Raw genomic sequence first — 15,172 nt, forward strand, 5'->3', positions numbered from 1 at the left:
GGCCTTGCCGGGTGCCGCGCCCCGGCACGCATTAATCTTGGTGCCATGTCGAGCCCCGCCGAGCGGTACGCCGCGGCGCGCCGCCGGGCCGCGCAGGCCTCCATGTTCCCGGCGTTGGAAGAGTTCGCTCTCGACCTGGGATTCGACCTCGACGACTTCCAGCGCGAGGCGTGTCAGGCGTTGGAGCGGGGCAGCGGCGTGCTCGTCTGCGCCCCCACCGGCGCCGGAAAGACGGTGGTCGGCGAGTTCGCCGTCCACCTGGCGCTGCGCGGCGGAGCCCCGCGCGGTGGCGCGGAGGGCACGCCCGGCGGCGCGGAGGGCACGCCCGGCGGCGCGGAGAGCACGCCCGGCGGCGCGGAGAGCACGGTGGGCGGTGCGGAGGGCACGCCCGCGGGCGCGACCCGGCGCAAGTGCTTCTACACCACGCCCATCAAGGCGCTGTCGAACCAGAAGTACCACGACCTGGTCGACCGCTACGGTGCCGAGCAGGTCGGCCTGCTCACCGGCGACAACGCGATCAACGGCGACGCGCCGGTGGTGGTCATGACCACCGAGGTGCTGCGCAACATGCTCTACGCCGGCTCCAGCACCCTGGAAGGGCTCGCGTACGTGGTGATGGACGAGGTGCACTACCTCGCCGACCGGTTCCGCGGCGGCGTGTGGGAAGAGGTGATCATCCACCTGCCGGCCTCGGTGACCCTGGTCTCGCTGTCGGCCACCGTGTCCAACGCCGAGGAGTTCGCCGACTGGCTGGTCACCGTGCGCGGTGAGACCGCCGTGGTGGTCAGCGAGCACCGGCCGGTGCCGCTGTGGCAGCACATGCTCGTCGGCAAGCGGATGTTCGACCTGTTCCACGACGCCGACGCCGCCCGTAAGCACGACGTGCACCCGGAGCTGCTGCGCTACACGCGGGACACCATGCGCCGCCTCGAACTGGGCGAGGGGCGCAGCGCGGGACCGGGCGGCGGGCGGCGCGGGCCGCGCTGGCGCGGGCCCATGCGCCCGGACATCGTCGACCGGCTGGACCGGGAGGGGCTGCTTCCCGCGATCCTGTTCATCTTCAGCCGCGCCGGCTGCGACGCGGCCGTGCAGCAGTGCCTCGCCGCCGGGCTGCGGCTCACCAGCCCCGAGGAGCGGGCGGAGATCCGCCGGGTGGTCGAGTCGCGGGTCACGGCGATCCCCGGCGAGGACCTCTCCGTGCTCGGCTACTGGGAGTGGCTGGACGGGCTGGAGCGCGGCCTGGCCGCCCACCACGCCGGGATGCTGCCCGCGTTCAAGGAGGTCGTCGAGGAGCTGTTCGTCCGGGGCCTGGTGAAGGCGGTCTTCGCCACCGAGACGCTCGCCCTGGGCATCAACATGCCGGCCCGCTGCGTGGTGCTGGAGCGGCTGGTCAAGTACAACGGCGAGGCCCACGTCGACCTGACCCCCGGCGAGTACACGCAGCTCACCGGCCGGGCCGGCCGTCGGGGCATCGACGTCGAGGGGCACGCCGTGGTGGTGTGGTCGCCCGAGACCGACCCGCGGCACGTGGCCGGCCTCGCGTCGACCCGCACGTACCCGCTGCGGTCCAGCTTCCGGCCCTCGTACAACATGGCCGTCAACCTGGTCGGCAGCGTCGGCGCGGAACCCGCCCGGGCCCTGCTCGAGTCGTCGTTCGCCCAGTTCCAGGCGGACCGGTCGGTGGTCGGGCTGGCCCGCCAGGTGCAGCGCAACACCGAGACCATCGAGGCGTACGGGGCGGAGGCCGCCTGCCACCACGGCGACTTCGACGAGTACTTCGCGCTGCGGGTGGCGATCGCCGACCGGGAACGGGCGCTCGCCCGCCAGGGGCAGAGCCAGCGCAAGGCGGCCGCCGTGGCCTCACTGGAACGGCTGCGCGTCGGCGACGTCATCCGGGTGCCCTCGGGCCGCCGCGCCGGGCTCGCGGTCGTGCTCGACCCGGCCGCCGGCGGGTTCGGCGAGCCCCGCCCGCTGGTCCTCACCCAGGACCGCTGGGCGGGACGGGTGGGCCCGAGCGACTTCACGAGCCCCGCCGAGGTGCTGGCCCGCATCCGGGTGCCCAAGCACTTCAACCACCGTTCGCCGGCCGCCCGGCGGGACCTGGCGGCCGCGGTGAGCGGCACCGGGCTGGACCGGCACGGCGGCCGCCGGGGCGGGCGGTCCCGGCAGCCGGTCGGCGAGGACCACCGGCTCAGCCAGCTCCGTTCCGAGCTGCGCCGGCATCCCTGCCACGCCTGCCCGGACCGGGAGGAGCACGCCCGGTGGGCCGAGCGGCGTCGCCGGCTGGAGCGGGACACCGAGGAACTGCGGCAGCGGGTGGCCGGGCGGACCGGTTCGCTGGCCCGTACGTTCGACCGGATCGTCGCGCTGCTCACCGCCCGCGGCTACCTGACGCCCGACGGCGCGGTCACCGACGCCGGCCGCATGCTCGGCCGGATCTGGACCGAGGCGGACCTGCTGGTCGCCGAGTGCCTGCGCCGGGGCGTCTGGGACGGCCTGTCCCCGGCCGAGCTGGCCGCCGCCGTGTCGGTGGTGGTCTTCGAGGCGCGCCGGGACGTCGACGAGCGGGCGTCGCTGCCGCGCGGCCCGGTCGCCGACGCGGTCGACGAGACGCTGAAGCTGTGGAGCGACATCGAGGCGGACGAGTCGTCCCGGGGCCTCGCGGTGACGCGGGAGCCGGATCTGGGCTTCGCGTGGCCGATCTACCGGTGGGCGCGGGGTGAGGCCCTCGCGAAGGTGCTCGCCAGCGGCCACGAGATCGACGGGGAGATGCCGGCCGGCGACTTCGTGCGCTGGGCGCGGCAGGTCGTGGACCTGCTCGGGCAGCTCGCCGACTCGTCGGGGGCGTCGGCCGACCTGCGGTCCACCGCCCGGCAGGCCATCGCCGCGGTCAACCGCGGTGTGCTGGCCTACCACGCGGCGGCCTGACGCGCCGGCCGAGCCCGGCACGCCCTGCCAGGGCGACGTCGCGGGCGGCGTCAGCCGCGGTCGGCCAGCGCGTCGACGAGGCGTCGCGTGGAGCCGGCGAGGTTCCACCGGCGGGCCAGCTCCAGCAGGCCGTCCGGGTCGACCGGGGCGCTCGGCAGCGCGGTGGGCAGCTCCGGGAGCGGCACGTCGAGGGCCACCCGGACCACCTTCGGGGCGACGGCCAGGTAGTCCCGGGCGGCGGCCAGCTTGGCGCGCAGCCCCGGCGCGAAGCCCGACCGGGGATCGTCGAGCGCCGCGAGGATGCCGGCGAGGTCGCCGTAGCGCGTGATGAGGCGCGCCGCCGTCTTCTCGCCGACGCCCGGCACGCCGGGCAGCCCGTCGCTGGGGTCGCCGCGCAGGGCCGCGAAGTCGGCGTAGCGGGCGGCGGGCACCCCGTAACGGCCCTGGACGGCCGCGTCGTCGCAGTCCTCCAGCTTGGCCACCCCGCGGCCCACGTAGAGCAGCCGCACCGGTCGCGCGTCGTCGACGAGCTGGAACAGGTCCCGGTCGCCGGACACGACCTCCACCGGGGCCGGCTGGGTCACCGAGAGGGTGCCCAGCACGTCGTCGGCCTCGTAGCCGGCGGCGCCGACGGTGGTGATGCCGACCGCGGCGAGCACGTCGAGGATCACCGGCACCTGCGGGGTGAGCGTGTCGGGCACCACCTCGCCGCCCTCGGGCGCGAGCCGGTGGGCCTTGTACGACGGCAGCAGCGCCACCCGCCACTCGGGCCGCCAGTCGTGGTCGAGAGCGCACACCATCCGGTCGGGCCGGCGCGTGCGGATCAGGGTGGCGAGCATGTCGAGGAAACCGCGCACCGCGTTGACCGGGGTGCCGTCCTCGGCCCGGGCGGCGGACTCGGGGACGCCGAAGTAGGCCCGGAAGTAGAGGCTCGGGGAGTCGATCAGCAGGATCGGGGGTCGGTGTGCCACGCCGGACAGCCTGGCACAGCCCACCGACGAACGACAGCACCGCGTCGGGTCGGCGGCCCGGGGCGTTCGCTCAGCGCCGGTCCTCCCGGCGGTACGCGGTCTGCCGCCGGGCGGCGGCCTGGACCAGGTAGCTGGTGAGCAGGAGCACGGCGGCGACGACCACCTCGACCCAGGCGGCCACCCCGTCGGCCGCGGTCAGCCCGACGACCAGCAGGATCAGGCCCACGAGGGCGAGCACGCCGGCCCAGAGGTTGCGTCGCCGGCGTACCACGTGGGGGTTCCGGGCGTTCCCTGCCACCGTCGGTCCCTCCGGTCCCGGCGCCCGTACGGCGCCCGTCCCCAGGCTATCGACCGGCGGGTCGGGGCAGGCGCGGAACGGGGATGCGCGGCGGGCGGTCCGGGGACGAACCGGGAGACGGTGCCGGCGGGGGAGGAGACGCGGCCCGCCGGAGCCGTCAGCGGCCGGCCACCGGCTGCGGGACCGGCGCGGCCTCGGCGTCGCGGTCGTGGTCGGTGAGGTCGCGCAGCCGGCGGACCGGGGAGAGCAGCAGCGCCAGCGGCGCGCACACCAGGGAGGCGGCGAAGAGCAGCAGCGTGGCCCGCGCCCCGATGGGCCCGGCGAGCGCGCCGGCGACGAGGCCGCCCACCGGGATCGCGCCCCAGGAGACGAACCGGACCGTGGCCATCACCCGGGAGAGCAGGTCGGGCGGGCTGGCGATCTGCCGGTACGTCCGGGTGGTGACGCTGAGCACCACCGTGCCGCAGGAGAAGACGACGTTGCCCGCGGCGAACGCCGCGTACGCCGGCCAGCCGGTGCCCAGGGGGACGAGGAACGCCCCGACGACGGTGACGAGAGCGGCGACGACGAGCGCGCGGGCCGTGCCGAGCCGGGCGGTGATCCGGTTGGTGAGCGCGGCCCCGACGAGCGCGCCGACGCCCTCGACGGCGAGCAGCACGCCGACGAGGCCGGCCGGGGCGTGCAGCTCGCGGACGAGGTAGAGGGGGTAGAGCGCGAGCTGGGCACCGCAGACGAAGTTGATGGCGGTCGCCGCCCACATCCCGGGTCCCATGACGGGGTGGTGCGCCACGAAGCGCCAGCCCTGGCGGATCAGCGCGCCCATGGGCGGCCAGCGGTCCGGCGCGTCGACGCGGCGGGCGGGAAGGGTGCGCAGCAGTGCCGCGGAGACCAGGTAGCTGACCGCGTCGACCAGCAGGGTCGGCACGGCGCCGAGCACCTGCACGGTGAGGCCGCCGAGCGAGGGGCCGCTGAGCTGGGACGCGGCGTGGGTGGCGGAGGTGAGGCTGTTGCGCGACTGGAGCTGGTCCCGCTCGACGATGCTCGGCAGGAACGTCGAGTTGGCGACGTCGAAGAGCACGTTGGCGAAGCTGACGACGAGCGCGGTGACGACCAGGTGGGCGACGGTGAGCTGCCCCCACCACCAGGCCAGCGGGATCGACGCGACGGCGGCGGCGCGGGCCAGGTCGGCGCCCACCTGCGTGCCGCGCAGCGGCAGGCGTTGCGTGATGACCCCGGCCGGCAGCCCGATGACGATCCACGCCACGTAGCTGGCCGCGGCGATCAGGCCCATCTCGAAGGGGGACGCGTCGAGCACGGTCAGCGCGGTCAGCGGCAGGGCCACGGCGCCGACCGCCGACCCGACCAGGCTGGTCGTGCCGGCCGTCCACCAGCGCCAGAACGTTCCGGCTCCCGCACCGACGCCCATGCCGTCGCCCCCCGTTCCACGAGCCAGTCAGTTCCAATCTGAAACGGACTATAGTCGAGGCGGCACGACCCGTGGAGGTGGGAGGTGCGGCGAACCGATCTCGCCGACGCGGACTGCGGCATCGCGCAGGCGCTCGGCGTCCTGGGCGACTGGTGGACGTTCCTCATCGTGCGCGACGTCGCCGGCGGGACGACCCGATTCGACGCGCTGCAGCGGGCGCTCGGCGTCAGCCGGCGGGCGCTCACCGAACGGCTGGCCGCGCTCGTCGGGCACGGGGTCCTGGAACGGCGTCCGTACTCCCAGCACCCGCCCCGCTACGACTACGTGCTCACCCGCAAGGGCGAGGGGCTGCTGCCGGCCCTCGTCGCGTTGCAGGACTGGGGCACGCGGCACGTCATGGGCGACGGCGAACTCACCGCGACGGCGCAGGCCGGGTCCGCCGAGGCCCGCCGGGCGCACGACCTGGTGGGACGGCGGCTGCCCGCGCTCACGCTGCCCGGGCCGGACGGGCGGCACGTCGCGCCGGCCGCCCCCGGCGAGTGGACCGTCCTGTACGTCTTCCCCGGGGCGTACGCGCCGGGCGCCGGGGACTACCCGCCCGGGTGGGCGGAGATCCCGGGCGCCCGGGGGTGCACGCTGGAGTCGGCGACGTACGCCGAGCGGTACGCGGACTTCCGGGCCGCCGGGGCGCAGGTGCGCGGGATCAGCACCCAGCGCCCCGACCAGCTCGCCGACTTCGCCGCGTACGCCCGGCTGCCGTTCCCGCTCCTGTCCGACCAGGACGGACGGCTCGCCGCGGGGCTGCTGCTGCCGACGTTCCGGGCCGGCGGGGTCGCGCGCCTCAAGCGGCTGACGCTGCTCGTCGACCCGGCCACGGTGGTCCGTGCCGTCCAGTTCCCGGTGACCGACCCGGCCGGCTCGGTGGACGAGATGCTCGACCTGGTCCAACGTGCCACCGCCGGCCGGTGAGGGCCCCCCTCCCGGGCGGGGCCCCTCACCGTGGGCCTCACGGCAGGCGCCACACCTGGTTCGCGCCGCCGAAGCAGTCCCAGATCTGCAGCCGGGTGCCGTCGGCCGAGCTGTTGTCGGTGGCGTCCAGGCACTTGTTCGACTGCGGGTTGCGCAGCGTGCCGTTGGACTGGGCCTGCCACACCTGGGCGCCGGTGCCGTTGCAGTCCCAGAGCTGGACCTTCGTGCCGTTGGCGGTGCCGCCGCCGGCCACGTCGGCGCACTTGCCCAGCGCCCGCAGGGTGCCGTCGCCGCCGACCGTCCAGCGCTGCGCGGCGGTGCCGTTGCAGGTCCAGAGCTGGATGGCGGTGCCGTTGGCGGTGCCGGCCGCGGCCACGTCCACGCACTTGCCGGCGATGCCGGTGATCGGGCCGGTGCGCCCCGTGGGCGGGGTGCCGCCCATGACGGTGTCGTAGATGGCGCCGACCAGCGACGTCGAGTCGTTGCGGTCCTGGGACAGCTCCCAGTTCATCATCCCGCCGGCGTTGGCCATGGCCCACTGGGTCTTCCGCTTCACCGTCGGTACGCCGTTGTAGCACTGCTGGACCCCGCCGACGGTCGTGCAGTCCCGGTTGGCGTTGGCCGGGTCCATGCCCACGAGGGCGGAGTACGTGTAGTAGCCGGGGCGGCTGTAGAAGGGCACCCCGAGCACCGCCTTGGCGGCCGGCAGGCCGCGCGACTTCCAGCCGTTCACGCTGGCGATCGACCAGTCGTAGTTGGCGTGCGGGCTGCCGCCGTCGTACGCCATGATGTTCAGCCAGTCGACCTGCCCGAAGACCGACGTCGGCACGCCCTGGACGTAGTAGCCCTCGGAGACGACGGCGGCGGTGAGGAGCTTGCCGCGGCTGTGCAGGGCGCTGCTGAGCTGCTGCATCAGCAGGCCGTAGTTGGTCGCGGAGGCGCCCGGGTCGGGGTACTCCCAGTCCATGTCGACGCCGTCGAGGTGGTACTGGTCGACGAAGGTGACCACGCTGTTGACGAAGGTGGTGCGGGTGCTGGCGTTGGCGGCCAGCGCCTCGAAGGCCGAGTCGTCGCCGTTGTTCCACCCCCCGATGGCGATCGACACCTTGACGTTGTTCGCGTGGCCGAGCGACACCAGCTGGGAGAGCTTGCCGGGGTTCTCCACGGGGCGGAGGGTGCCGTTGCTGTTGGGCAGCACGAAGGCGTAGTTGACGTGGGTGAGCTTGCCGTACTGGACGGCGGTGACGTCGCCGCTCCAGGAGGGCAGGTAGCCGACGCTCTTGAAGTTGTTCGGCAGCACCGCGGCCTCGGCGGTCGCGGGGGAGAGGGCGAGGGTGGCGCCGGCGGTGGCCAGCGCCAGCAGGCCGGCCGCGAGGGCGGAGCGGCGGGGTGGTGAGGACATCGAGGGCCTTCCCGTGGAGGGTCGCGGTGCGCCGCGGCCGGGCGGTCGGCGCCGCCGGGCCGGGCGTACGGGTGCGGACAGGGGTTCCTCGAGGCAGCCAAATCTTAAAGAGTGTTAACTATCAGAGTCAACGATGTTGCTCGATGGATCGGAGAGCGCTTCCCGACGCGCCGGCTGCTAGGTCAGCGCCCAAACGACCGTTAAGCTGACGGGCGTGGGAACCGATGCCCTCTATCCGCCGGAGCGGTTGGCCGCCGCGCGCCGGGCCACCGCCGCCGCGGGGCTCTCCGCGCTGCTGCTCACGCCCGGCTCCGACCTGCGCTACCTGACCGGCTACGACGCGCGCGTGAGCGAGCGGCTGACGTGCCTCGTGCTGCCCGTGGAGGGCGAGCCGACGCTCATCGTGCCGACGCTGGAACGGCCCGCCGCGGAGGCGTCCCCCGCGCCCGACACCGGCGTGCGCATCGTCGACCATGCCGACGGCACCGACCCGTACCCGCTGGTCACCGCTGCCCTCGGCGGGCCCGTGGCCGCCGTCGGGCTGGCCGACCGGATGTGGGCCGAGCAGGTCCTCGCCCTGCGCGCGGCCCTGCCCGGCGCCCGGCAGCGGCTCGCCGGTGACGTGCTGCGGGAGCTGCGCGTGCGCAAGTCCCCGGCCGAGGTGGCGGCGCTGGCCGAGGCCGGCGCGGCGATCGACGCCGTGCACCGGCGGATGGGGGAGTGGCTGCGCCCGGGCCGCACCGAGGCCGAGGTGGCCGCCGACATCGCGGCCGCGATCCGGGCCGCCGGCCACGTGAGCGTCGACTTCGTCATCGTCGCGGCCGGACCCAACGGCGCGAGCCCACACCACAGCACCTCCGACCGCCCCATCGGCGCCGGCGAGCCGGTCGTCGTCGACATCGGCGGCACCATGCCGTCGGGCTACCGCTCGGACTGCACCCGCACGTACGTGACGGGCGGGCCGGCCCCGGCCGAGTTCAGCGACTACTACGACGTGCTGTGGGAGGCGCAGCGCGCGGCCGTGGCGGCCGTACGCCCGGGGGTGAGCGCCGAGGCGGTCGACGCCGTCGCCCGGGACATCATCACGGTCGCCGGCTACGGTCCCGCCTTCCTGCACCGCACGGGGCACGGTATCGGGCTGGACGGGCACGAGGAGCCCTACGTCGTGGCCGGCAACGCCCGGCCGCTGGAGGCCGGGATGGCCTTCTCCATCGAACCCGGCATCTACCTCGCGGGGCGGCACGGCGCCCGGATCGAGGACATCGTCGTCTGCACGACGGACGGCGGGCAACGGCTCAACACCACCCCCACGGAGCTCATCGCGCTATGACTGTCGATCGGATCCTGCCCACCGACGAGGCCCGCGACCTGCTGGGCCTCGCCACCGAGCTCGCCGACCGGGAACTCGCGCCGAAGGTCACCGCCTACGAGGAGCGCGCCGAGTTCCCCCGCGAGGTGCTGCGCACCCTGGGCCGCGCCGGGCTGCTCGGCCTGCCCTACCCCGAGCAGTACGGCGGCGCGGCCCAGCCGTACGAGGTGTACCTGCAGGTGCTGGAGATCCTCGCCAGCCGCTGGCTCGCGGTCGCCGAGGCGGTCAGCGTGCACACCCTCTCCTGCTACCCCCTCGTCCAGTTCGGCACGGACGAGCAGCGCAAGCTCCTGCCCGACATGATCGGCGGGGAACTGCTCGGCGCGTACTGCCTCACGGAGCCGCAGGGCGGCTCGGACGCCGCGGCGTTGACCACGAGGGCGGAGCGCGACGGCGACGGATACGTGCTCACCGGCACGAAGGCGTGGATCACCCACGCCCGGGTGGCCGACTTCTACACCGTCTTCTGCCGCACCGGCGGGCCCGGCCCGAAGGGGATCTCCTGCCTGCTCGCCGACCGGGCGACGCCGGGCATCGTGCCCCAGGCCGCCGAGCGCACCATGGGGCTGCGGTCCTCGCCGGTCGCGCAGATCGCGTTCGACGGCGCCCGGGTGCCGGCGGAGCGGCTCATCGGCGCCGAGGGGACGGGCTTCACCATCGCCATGTCGGCGCTGGACTCGGGGCGGCTGGGCATCGCGGCCTGCGCGGTGGGTCTCGCCCAGGCGGCGCTGGACTACGCGGTCGACTACGCCCGGCAGCGGCGGCAGTTCGGCCGGGCGATCATCGACTTCCAGGGCCTCGGCTTCATCCTGGCCGACCACGCCACCCAGATCTCCGCGGCGCGGGCGCTGACGCTCGCGGCCGCCCGCCTGCGCGACGCCGGCCGGCCGTACGCCACCGAGGCGGCCAAGGCGAAGCTGTTCGCCACCGACGTGGCGATGCGGGTGACCACCGACGCGGTCCAGGTGCTCGGCGGCGCCGGCTACGTGGCGGACCACCCGGTCGAGCGGTACATGCGCGAGGCGAAGGTGCTCCAGATCGTCGAGGGCACCAACCAGATCCAGCGCGTGGTGATCTCCCGGGCGCTCGCGAAGGGCTGACTGACCGACGGTGGCGGGGCCGGTGCGGTCGGTCGATCGCGGCTCCGCCGGCCGGCCCCGGCCGCCCCGCCTCGTCGCCGTGGCGCGTTTTTCCCGGTAGGTTGCACGCCGTGGAGGAGACCGACCGTGCCATCGTCGCCGCGCTGACCGCTGACGGGCGGCTGTCGTACACCGATCTGGCCGAGAAGGTGGGCCTGTCGGTCTCGGCGGTGCACCAGCGGGTGCGCCGGCTGGAGCAGCGGGGCGTCATCAAGGGGTACGCGGCGCGGGTCTCGTTCGAGGCGCTGGACCTGCCGCTGACCGCGTTCGTGGCGATCCGGCCGTTCGACCCGTCCCAGCCCGACGACGCGCCCGAGCGGCTGGCCCACCTGCCGGAGATCGACTCGTGCTACTCGGTGGCGGGGGAGGACTTCTACCTCCTGCTGGTGCGCGTGGCCGGCCCGGCGGACCTGGAGCGGGTGCTCCAGGAGATCCGCACGGCGGCGAACGTCACGACCCGCACCACGGTCGTGCTCTCCACCCCGTACGAGAACCGGCCGCCGAAGATCAGTGCCGAGCAGCCGAATCGGGCGCGGTCCCGGGCGCCGGAGGAGCGGGCTGGTTCCAGCGCAGGATGACGCGCCGCCCGTGCTCGTGGCCGAGCACGCTCACGGTGGCGGTGTCCAGCCGCAGCAGCCCGCCCGCCGACGGGGGCAGGCCGATCCACCGGGCGCCGAGCACCCGCAGGCTGTGCGCGTGGCCGACCAGCGCGACGGTGCCCCGGTCGAGCAGGGGGGGCACCCGCGCGAGCACCCGGTCGAGGCGCTCACCGACCTGACCCGGGGACTCCCCGCCGGGGCAGCCGTCGGTCCAGATGTTCCAGTGCGGGTCGTGCTCGTGGATGTCGACGGTGGTGCGGCCCTCGTACTCGCCGTAGTTCCACTCGGCGAGGTCCTCGTCGACGGCGTCGACGGTGAGCCCGGCGAGCTGGGCGGTGCGCAAGGCCCGGATCCGGGGGCTGGCCAGCACGGTGACGAAGCGCCGGCCGGCCAGGAAGGCGGCCAGCGTGCGGGCCTGCCGCTCGCCGTCGGGGGTGAGCTCCAGGTCGGTGTACGACGTGTGCCGGCGACTGGCGCTCCAGGTCGTCTCGCCGTGCCGGATCAGCAGGATCTCACCCATGGGCCCAGTTAACCATCGTGGTCGTGAGCGCCGGGCGGTGGTGCCGAGGGGCGGTCACCCGGCCAGGGACTGGGTGCCGAGGACGGTCAGCAGGGCGAGCCGTTCGGCGTCCTCGGTGCCCGGCGCCGCGGTGTAGACCATGATCCGCAGGTCGCTGCCGGCGACGGTGAGCACGTCGCAGTCGAGTGTCAGCGTGCCCACGTGCGGATGGTCGATGGTCTTGCGGGCGGACTCGTGCCGGCCCACGACACCCGAGTCCCACAGCTCGGCGAAGCGGTCGCTGCGCGCCCGCAGCTCGGTGACGAGCCGTCGCAGGCGCGGGTCGTCGGGGTAGCGCGCGACGGCGGAGCGCAGGTCGCCGACCAGCGCGGTCTGGAGGCCCAGGCGCTCCTCGGGGGTGAGTCGGGTGCGGGAGTCGGCACCGAGGAACTGCCGCCACACGCCGTTGTTCTCCTCGGCCCGCCGCGCGGAGGGGTCACCCATGAGCGCCGCGTACGGCGGGTTGGCCACGAGCAGCGTCCATGACGCGTCGTAGACCGCGACGGGGGTGCCGGCCAGCCGGTCGAGCAGCCGCTGGACGTTCGCGGTGATCTCGGTGGGCATGGTGTGCGGGCCGGGTGGCGCCAGCCCGGCCAGCCGGTGGAGGTGGGCGCGCTCGGCTCCGGAGAGCCGCAGCGCCCGGGCCAGGGCCGCGACGACCTGCGCCGAGGGATGGGACGCGCGGCCCTGTTCGAGGCGGGTGAGGTAGTCGACGGAGATGCCCGCCAGCAGGGCCAGCTCCTCCCGGCGCAGGCCGGCGGCGCGCCGTGGTCCGCCGGCCGGCAGTCCGGCGGCCTCGGGGCGTACCCGGTCGCGCCAGCGGCGCACCGTCCGCCCGAACTCCGTGGTCGTCACGCCTCCAGTCTGCCGCGACGGCGGCGCCCCGGGGTGGCCCTGACGGTCCCAGGAAGACCGGGCGCCTGGCTGGTCGCCCGGCGCGGGCGCAGCGTGGGGGCATGACGACGACACTGATCACCGGAGCGAACAAGGGACTCGGGTTCGAGACCGCCCGGCGGCTGGTGGCCGCGGGGCACACCGTCTGGGTCGGGAGCCGGGACGCGGAACGTGGCCGCCGGGCCGCCGAGCGGCTCGGCGCCCGGTTCGTCCTGCTGGACGTCACCGACGACGCCTCGGTGGCGGCGGCGGTGCGGGCGGTCGAGGCCGAGGGCGGGTTGGACGTGCTGGTCAACAACGCCGGTATCGAGGGGCGCACGGCGGACAACGGGATCGTCGGCGCGGGGGAGGTGACCGCCGAGCACATGCGGACGCTGTTCGAGACGAACGTGTTCGGGCTGGTCCGGGTCACCCACGCCTTCCTGCCGCTGTTGCGGCGCTCGGCCGCGCCCGTCGTGGTGAACGTGAGCAGCGGCCTGGCGTCCCTCACCGCGCTCACCGACCCGACGACGCCAGCGTACGGCTATCCCGGTGTCGCGTACCCGGCGTCGAAGGCGGCGGTCAACGCGGTCACCGTGCAGTACGCGAAGGCCTTCCCGCGGATGCGGATCAACGCGGTGGAGCCCGGTTTCACCAGGACGGACCTCAACGGGCGGACCGGCACGCAGACCGTCGAGGAGGGCGCCGAGATCATCGTCCGGATGGCCCAGGTGGCTCCGGACGGCCCCACCGGCACGTACGTGGCCGCGTCCGGGCCGCTGCCCTGGTGACGTTACCTATCTTCCTAGGACGCCATACGCGGTGTGCGGCCACGCACACATGCGCGGAGGCACCCACGGGGGTTTGCGGACGAGCACGCCGGGCAGGCGACGGAACGAATCGGCGGCACACCGAGGAGGCGAGATGAGCTTCACCGACCGGGCGAAGGAGCGCATCCAGGAGTTGGCCGGCGCCGTGAAGGAGCGGATCGGCGACGCCACCGACAACGAGCGGCTGCGGGCCGAGGGCGCGAGCCAGCAGAGCACGGCGCGGGCTCAGCGTACGGAGGCCGGGCGGGACGTCCGCGACGCGTTCGACAGGTGAGGCGCGTACGCGGGCATGCGAAGGGGCCCGTCACCCCGCGAGGGTGACGGGCCCCTTCGTGGCGCGGTCAGTCGTCGCGGTGGGCCGCCCACCAGGCCTGCCCGGACTCGGGCAGGGTGTCGATCGGGTCGTAGTAGGCGTAGCGCTTGTTGAGCGCTTCGAGGTCGGCGGACTCGATCGAGGTGCGATAGTTCTTGGTCCAGTAGGAGATGCCGCGCTCGCGGTCGTACTCGGTGAGCATGTGCACCCAGCGCTTGCCGACGAAGGGCACGTCGCAGACGATCCGCGGGGTCGCGTACCCGGGCAGGTAGCCCATGATGTCGTGCTGGAGCTGCTGGGCGTGCCAGACCGGGACGCGCCAGTGCTCGGCGTTGGGGATCATGTCGCACATGTAGAAGTAGTACGGCAGGATGCCGGCCTCGCCCTGGAGCGCGAAGCAGAGGTCGAGCAGGTCCTTCGATGTGGCGTTGACGCCGCGCATGAGGACGCCCTGGTTGCGGACGTCGCGGACGCCGACGTCGAGCGCGGTCTGGGCGGCGCGGGCGACCAGCGGGGTGAGCGACTGGGCGTGGTTGACGTGCGTGTGGATCGCGAGGTTGACGCCGCGGCGGGCGGCCGTGCGGGCGACGCGTTCGAGGCCCTCGACGACGTCGGGCTGGAGCCAGTGCTGCGGCAGGCCCATGAGCGCCTTGGTGGCGAGCCGGATGTCGCGGATGGTCTCGATCTCGAGCAGCCGCATGAGGTAGCTCTCGAGGTTCTTCCAGGGCACGTTGGCGACGTCTCCGCCGGAGACGACGACGTCGCGGACCCCGGGGTGGGCCTTGAGGTAGGTGATGTGGGCGTCGTAGCGGTCGACCGGTTTGAGGGTGAGCTTGAGCTTGTCGACGGTGGGGGTGGAGTTCCCGACGAGGTCCATGCGGGTGCAGTGGCCGCAGTACTGCGGGCAGGTCGAGAGCAGCTCGGCGAGGACCTTGGTGGGGTAGCGGTGGGTGAGGCCCTCGGCGACCCACATGTCGTGCTCGTGCAGTGAGTCGCGGGTGGCGTACGGGTGGGAGGGCCAGTCGGTGCGCCGGTCGGAGGCGACGGGGATCATGTAGCGCCGGACGGGGTCGGCGTAGAAGGCGTCGGTGGTGACGGGCGCGAACGGCACCATGGTGTTGAGCATCTGCGGCGGCACGAGCATCGACATGGTGGCGTGCGTGGCCTGGTCGGCGGCGAGGTCGTCGTAGAAGGTGTCGTCGACGAGGTCGCCGAGGACGGCGCGCAGCTGCTTGATGTTCTTGACGCAGTTGACCCGCTGCCACTGGGCGGATTCCCACTGCTCGCGGGTGACGTGGCGCCAGCCGGGGAAGCGGGTCCAGTCGGGTTCGACGAGTGGGGCCCGCCGGTACTCGTAGGGCTGTCCGGTGGTGGGGACCGCTGCCGGGGTGGGGCGGGCAGTGGGGATGGTCTCCACCGGTTGTGTCTGGGTCACGGCCCCTCCTCAGTGTGGTGCGGGTGATCAGCGGCCCGAAGGCTACTGGAAAATATCCGGT

The 15,172-nt window shown here is 74.2% G+C and carries 13 protein-coding genes and 2 pseudogenes; 8 read left to right on the forward strand and 7 right to left on the reverse strand.

What is annotated here, in order from left to right:
* Positions 1–45 precede the first annotated feature (45 nt).
* Positions 46–2,107: pseudogene (locus OG994_RS07885) on the forward strand (DEAD/DEAH box helicase); the annotation flags it as partial.
* A gap of 305 nt (positions 2,108–2,412) precedes the next feature.
* Positions 2,413–2,928, forward strand: a pseudogene (locus OG994_RS31540) (DEAD/DEAH box helicase); the annotation flags it as partial.
* 50 nt (positions 2,929–2,978) lie between these two features.
* Here OG994_RS31540 and OG994_RS07890 read toward each other — a convergent pair.
* From OG994_RS07890 to OG994_RS07900, 3 genes are all read right to left on the reverse strand, one after another.
* Positions 2,979–3,899: a 5'-3' exonuclease gene (locus OG994_RS07890; RefSeq protein WP_120327024.1), complete on the reverse strand. Its 921-nt coding sequence runs from the start codon at positions 3,897–3,899 to the stop codon at positions 2,979–2,981.
* Between the two features lie 70 nt (positions 3,900–3,969).
* A complete protein-coding gene (locus OG994_RS07895; protein ID WP_120327025.1) occupies positions 3,970–4,197 on the reverse strand; it encodes a hypothetical protein in 228 nt (75 codons plus the stop codon).
* A 157-nt stretch (positions 4,198–4,354) separates the two neighbouring features.
* Complete coding sequence (locus tag OG994_RS07900) at positions 4,355–5,623, reverse strand: MFS transporter (protein WP_328852673.1); 1,269 nt, start codon at positions 5,621–5,623, stop codon at positions 4,355–4,357.
* Positions 5,624–5,707: 84 nt separating this feature from the next.
* Here OG994_RS07900 and OG994_RS07905 point away from each other — a divergent pair, with 84 nt between their 5' ends.
* Positions 5,708–6,592 carry a winged helix-turn-helix transcriptional regulator gene (locus OG994_RS07905; protein WP_328852674.1) on the forward strand — a complete coding sequence of 295 codons (885 nt, stop codon included), beginning with the start codon at positions 5,708–5,710 and terminating at the stop codon, positions 6,590–6,592.
* Positions 6,593–6,629: 37 nt separating this feature from the next.
* Here OG994_RS07905 and OG994_RS07910 read toward each other — a convergent pair whose 3' ends face one another.
* The gene (locus OG994_RS07910) at positions 6,630–7,994 is read right to left on the reverse strand and encodes a glycosyl hydrolase family 18 protein (protein ID WP_328852675.1); all 1,365 of its coding nucleotides are present in this window, start codon (positions 7,992–7,994) and stop codon (positions 6,630–6,632) included.
* 214 nt (positions 7,995–8,208) lie between these two features.
* Between OG994_RS07910 and OG994_RS07915 the strand changes: the two genes are divergently transcribed.
* From OG994_RS07915 to OG994_RS07925, 3 genes are all read left to right on the forward strand, one after another.
* Positions 8,209–9,324 carry a M24 family metallopeptidase gene (locus tag OG994_RS07915; protein WP_120327029.1) on the forward strand — a complete coding sequence of 372 codons (1,116 nt, stop codon included), beginning with the start codon at positions 8,209–8,211 and terminating at the stop codon, positions 9,322–9,324.
* Positions 9,321–10,463 carry an acyl-CoA dehydrogenase family protein gene (locus OG994_RS07920; protein ID WP_328852676.1) on the forward strand — a complete coding sequence of 381 codons (1,143 nt, stop codon included), beginning with the start codon at positions 9,321–9,323 and terminating at the stop codon, positions 10,461–10,463. The genes OG994_RS07915 and OG994_RS07920 overlap by 4 nt, the downstream gene beginning before the upstream one ends.
* 110 nt (positions 10,464–10,573) lie before the next feature.
* Complete coding sequence (locus OG994_RS07925) at positions 10,574–11,080, forward strand: Lrp/AsnC family transcriptional regulator (protein ID WP_120327031.1); 507 nt, start codon at positions 10,574–10,576, stop codon at positions 11,078–11,080.
* Here OG994_RS07925 and OG994_RS07930 read toward each other — a convergent pair.
* A complete protein-coding gene (locus OG994_RS07930; protein WP_328852677.1) occupies positions 11,010–11,621 on the reverse strand; it encodes a histidine phosphatase family protein in 612 nt (203 codons plus the stop codon). The two genes, OG994_RS07925 and OG994_RS07930, sit on opposite strands and share 71 nt — an antisense overlap.
* 54 nt (positions 11,622–11,675) lie before the next feature.
* Complete coding sequence (locus OG994_RS07935; protein WP_328852678.1) at positions 11,676–12,515, reverse strand: helix-turn-helix transcriptional regulator; 840 nt, start codon at positions 12,513–12,515, stop codon at positions 11,676–11,678.
* A gap of 101 nt (positions 12,516–12,616) precedes the next feature.
* Here OG994_RS07935 and OG994_RS07940 point away from each other — a divergent pair, with 101 nt between their 5' ends.
* Positions 12,617–13,324, forward strand: a complete 708-nt coding sequence (locus OG994_RS07940) for an SDR family NAD(P)-dependent oxidoreductase (protein ID WP_120327034.1) — start codon at positions 12,617–12,619, stop codon at positions 13,322–13,324.
* Positions 13,325–13,457: 133 nt separating this feature from the next.
* Complete coding sequence (locus tag OG994_RS07945) at positions 13,458–13,637, forward strand: CsbD family protein (protein ID WP_120327035.1); 180 nt, start codon at positions 13,458–13,460, stop codon at positions 13,635–13,637.
* A 67-nt stretch (positions 13,638–13,704) separates the two neighbouring features.
* Here OG994_RS07945 and OG994_RS07950 read toward each other — a convergent pair whose 3' ends face one another.
* Positions 13,705–15,111 carry a KamA family radical SAM protein gene (locus OG994_RS07950; protein WP_120327036.1) on the reverse strand — a complete coding sequence of 469 codons (1,407 nt, stop codon included), beginning with the start codon at positions 15,109–15,111 and terminating at the stop codon, positions 13,705–13,707.
* Positions 15,112–15,172: the final 61 nt, after the last annotated feature.

The organism is Micromonospora globbae (genome assembly GCF_036184225.1).
GTDB lineage: Bacteria > Actinomycetota > Actinomycetes > Mycobacteriales > Micromonosporaceae > Micromonospora > Micromonospora globbae.

Excerpts from the sequence above, each read along its gene's own strand:
- OG994_RS07940 (WP_120327034.1), top strand. The coding sequence starts at position 12,617 with ATGACGACGACACTGATCACCGGAGCGAACAAGGGACTCGGGTTCGAG.
- OG994_RS07920 (WP_328852676.1), top strand. The coding sequence starts at position 9,321 with ATGACTGTCGATCGGATCCTGCCCACCGACGAGGCCCGCGACCTGCTG.
- OG994_RS07930 (WP_328852677.1), bottom strand. The coding sequence starts at position 11,621 with ATGGGTGAGATCCTGCTGATCCGGCACGGCGAGACGACCTGGAGCGCC.
- OG994_RS07900 (WP_328852673.1), bottom strand. The coding sequence starts at position 5,623 with ATGGGCGTCGGTGCGGGAGCCGGAACGTTCTGGCGCTGGTGGACGGCC.
- OG994_RS07910 (WP_328852675.1), bottom strand. The coding sequence starts at position 7,994 with ATGTCCTCACCACCCCGCCGCTCCGCCCTCGCGGCCGGCCTGCTGGCG.
- OG994_RS07945 (WP_120327035.1), top strand. The coding sequence starts at position 13,458 with ATGAGCTTCACCGACCGGGCGAAGGAGCGCATCCAGGAGTTGGCCGGC.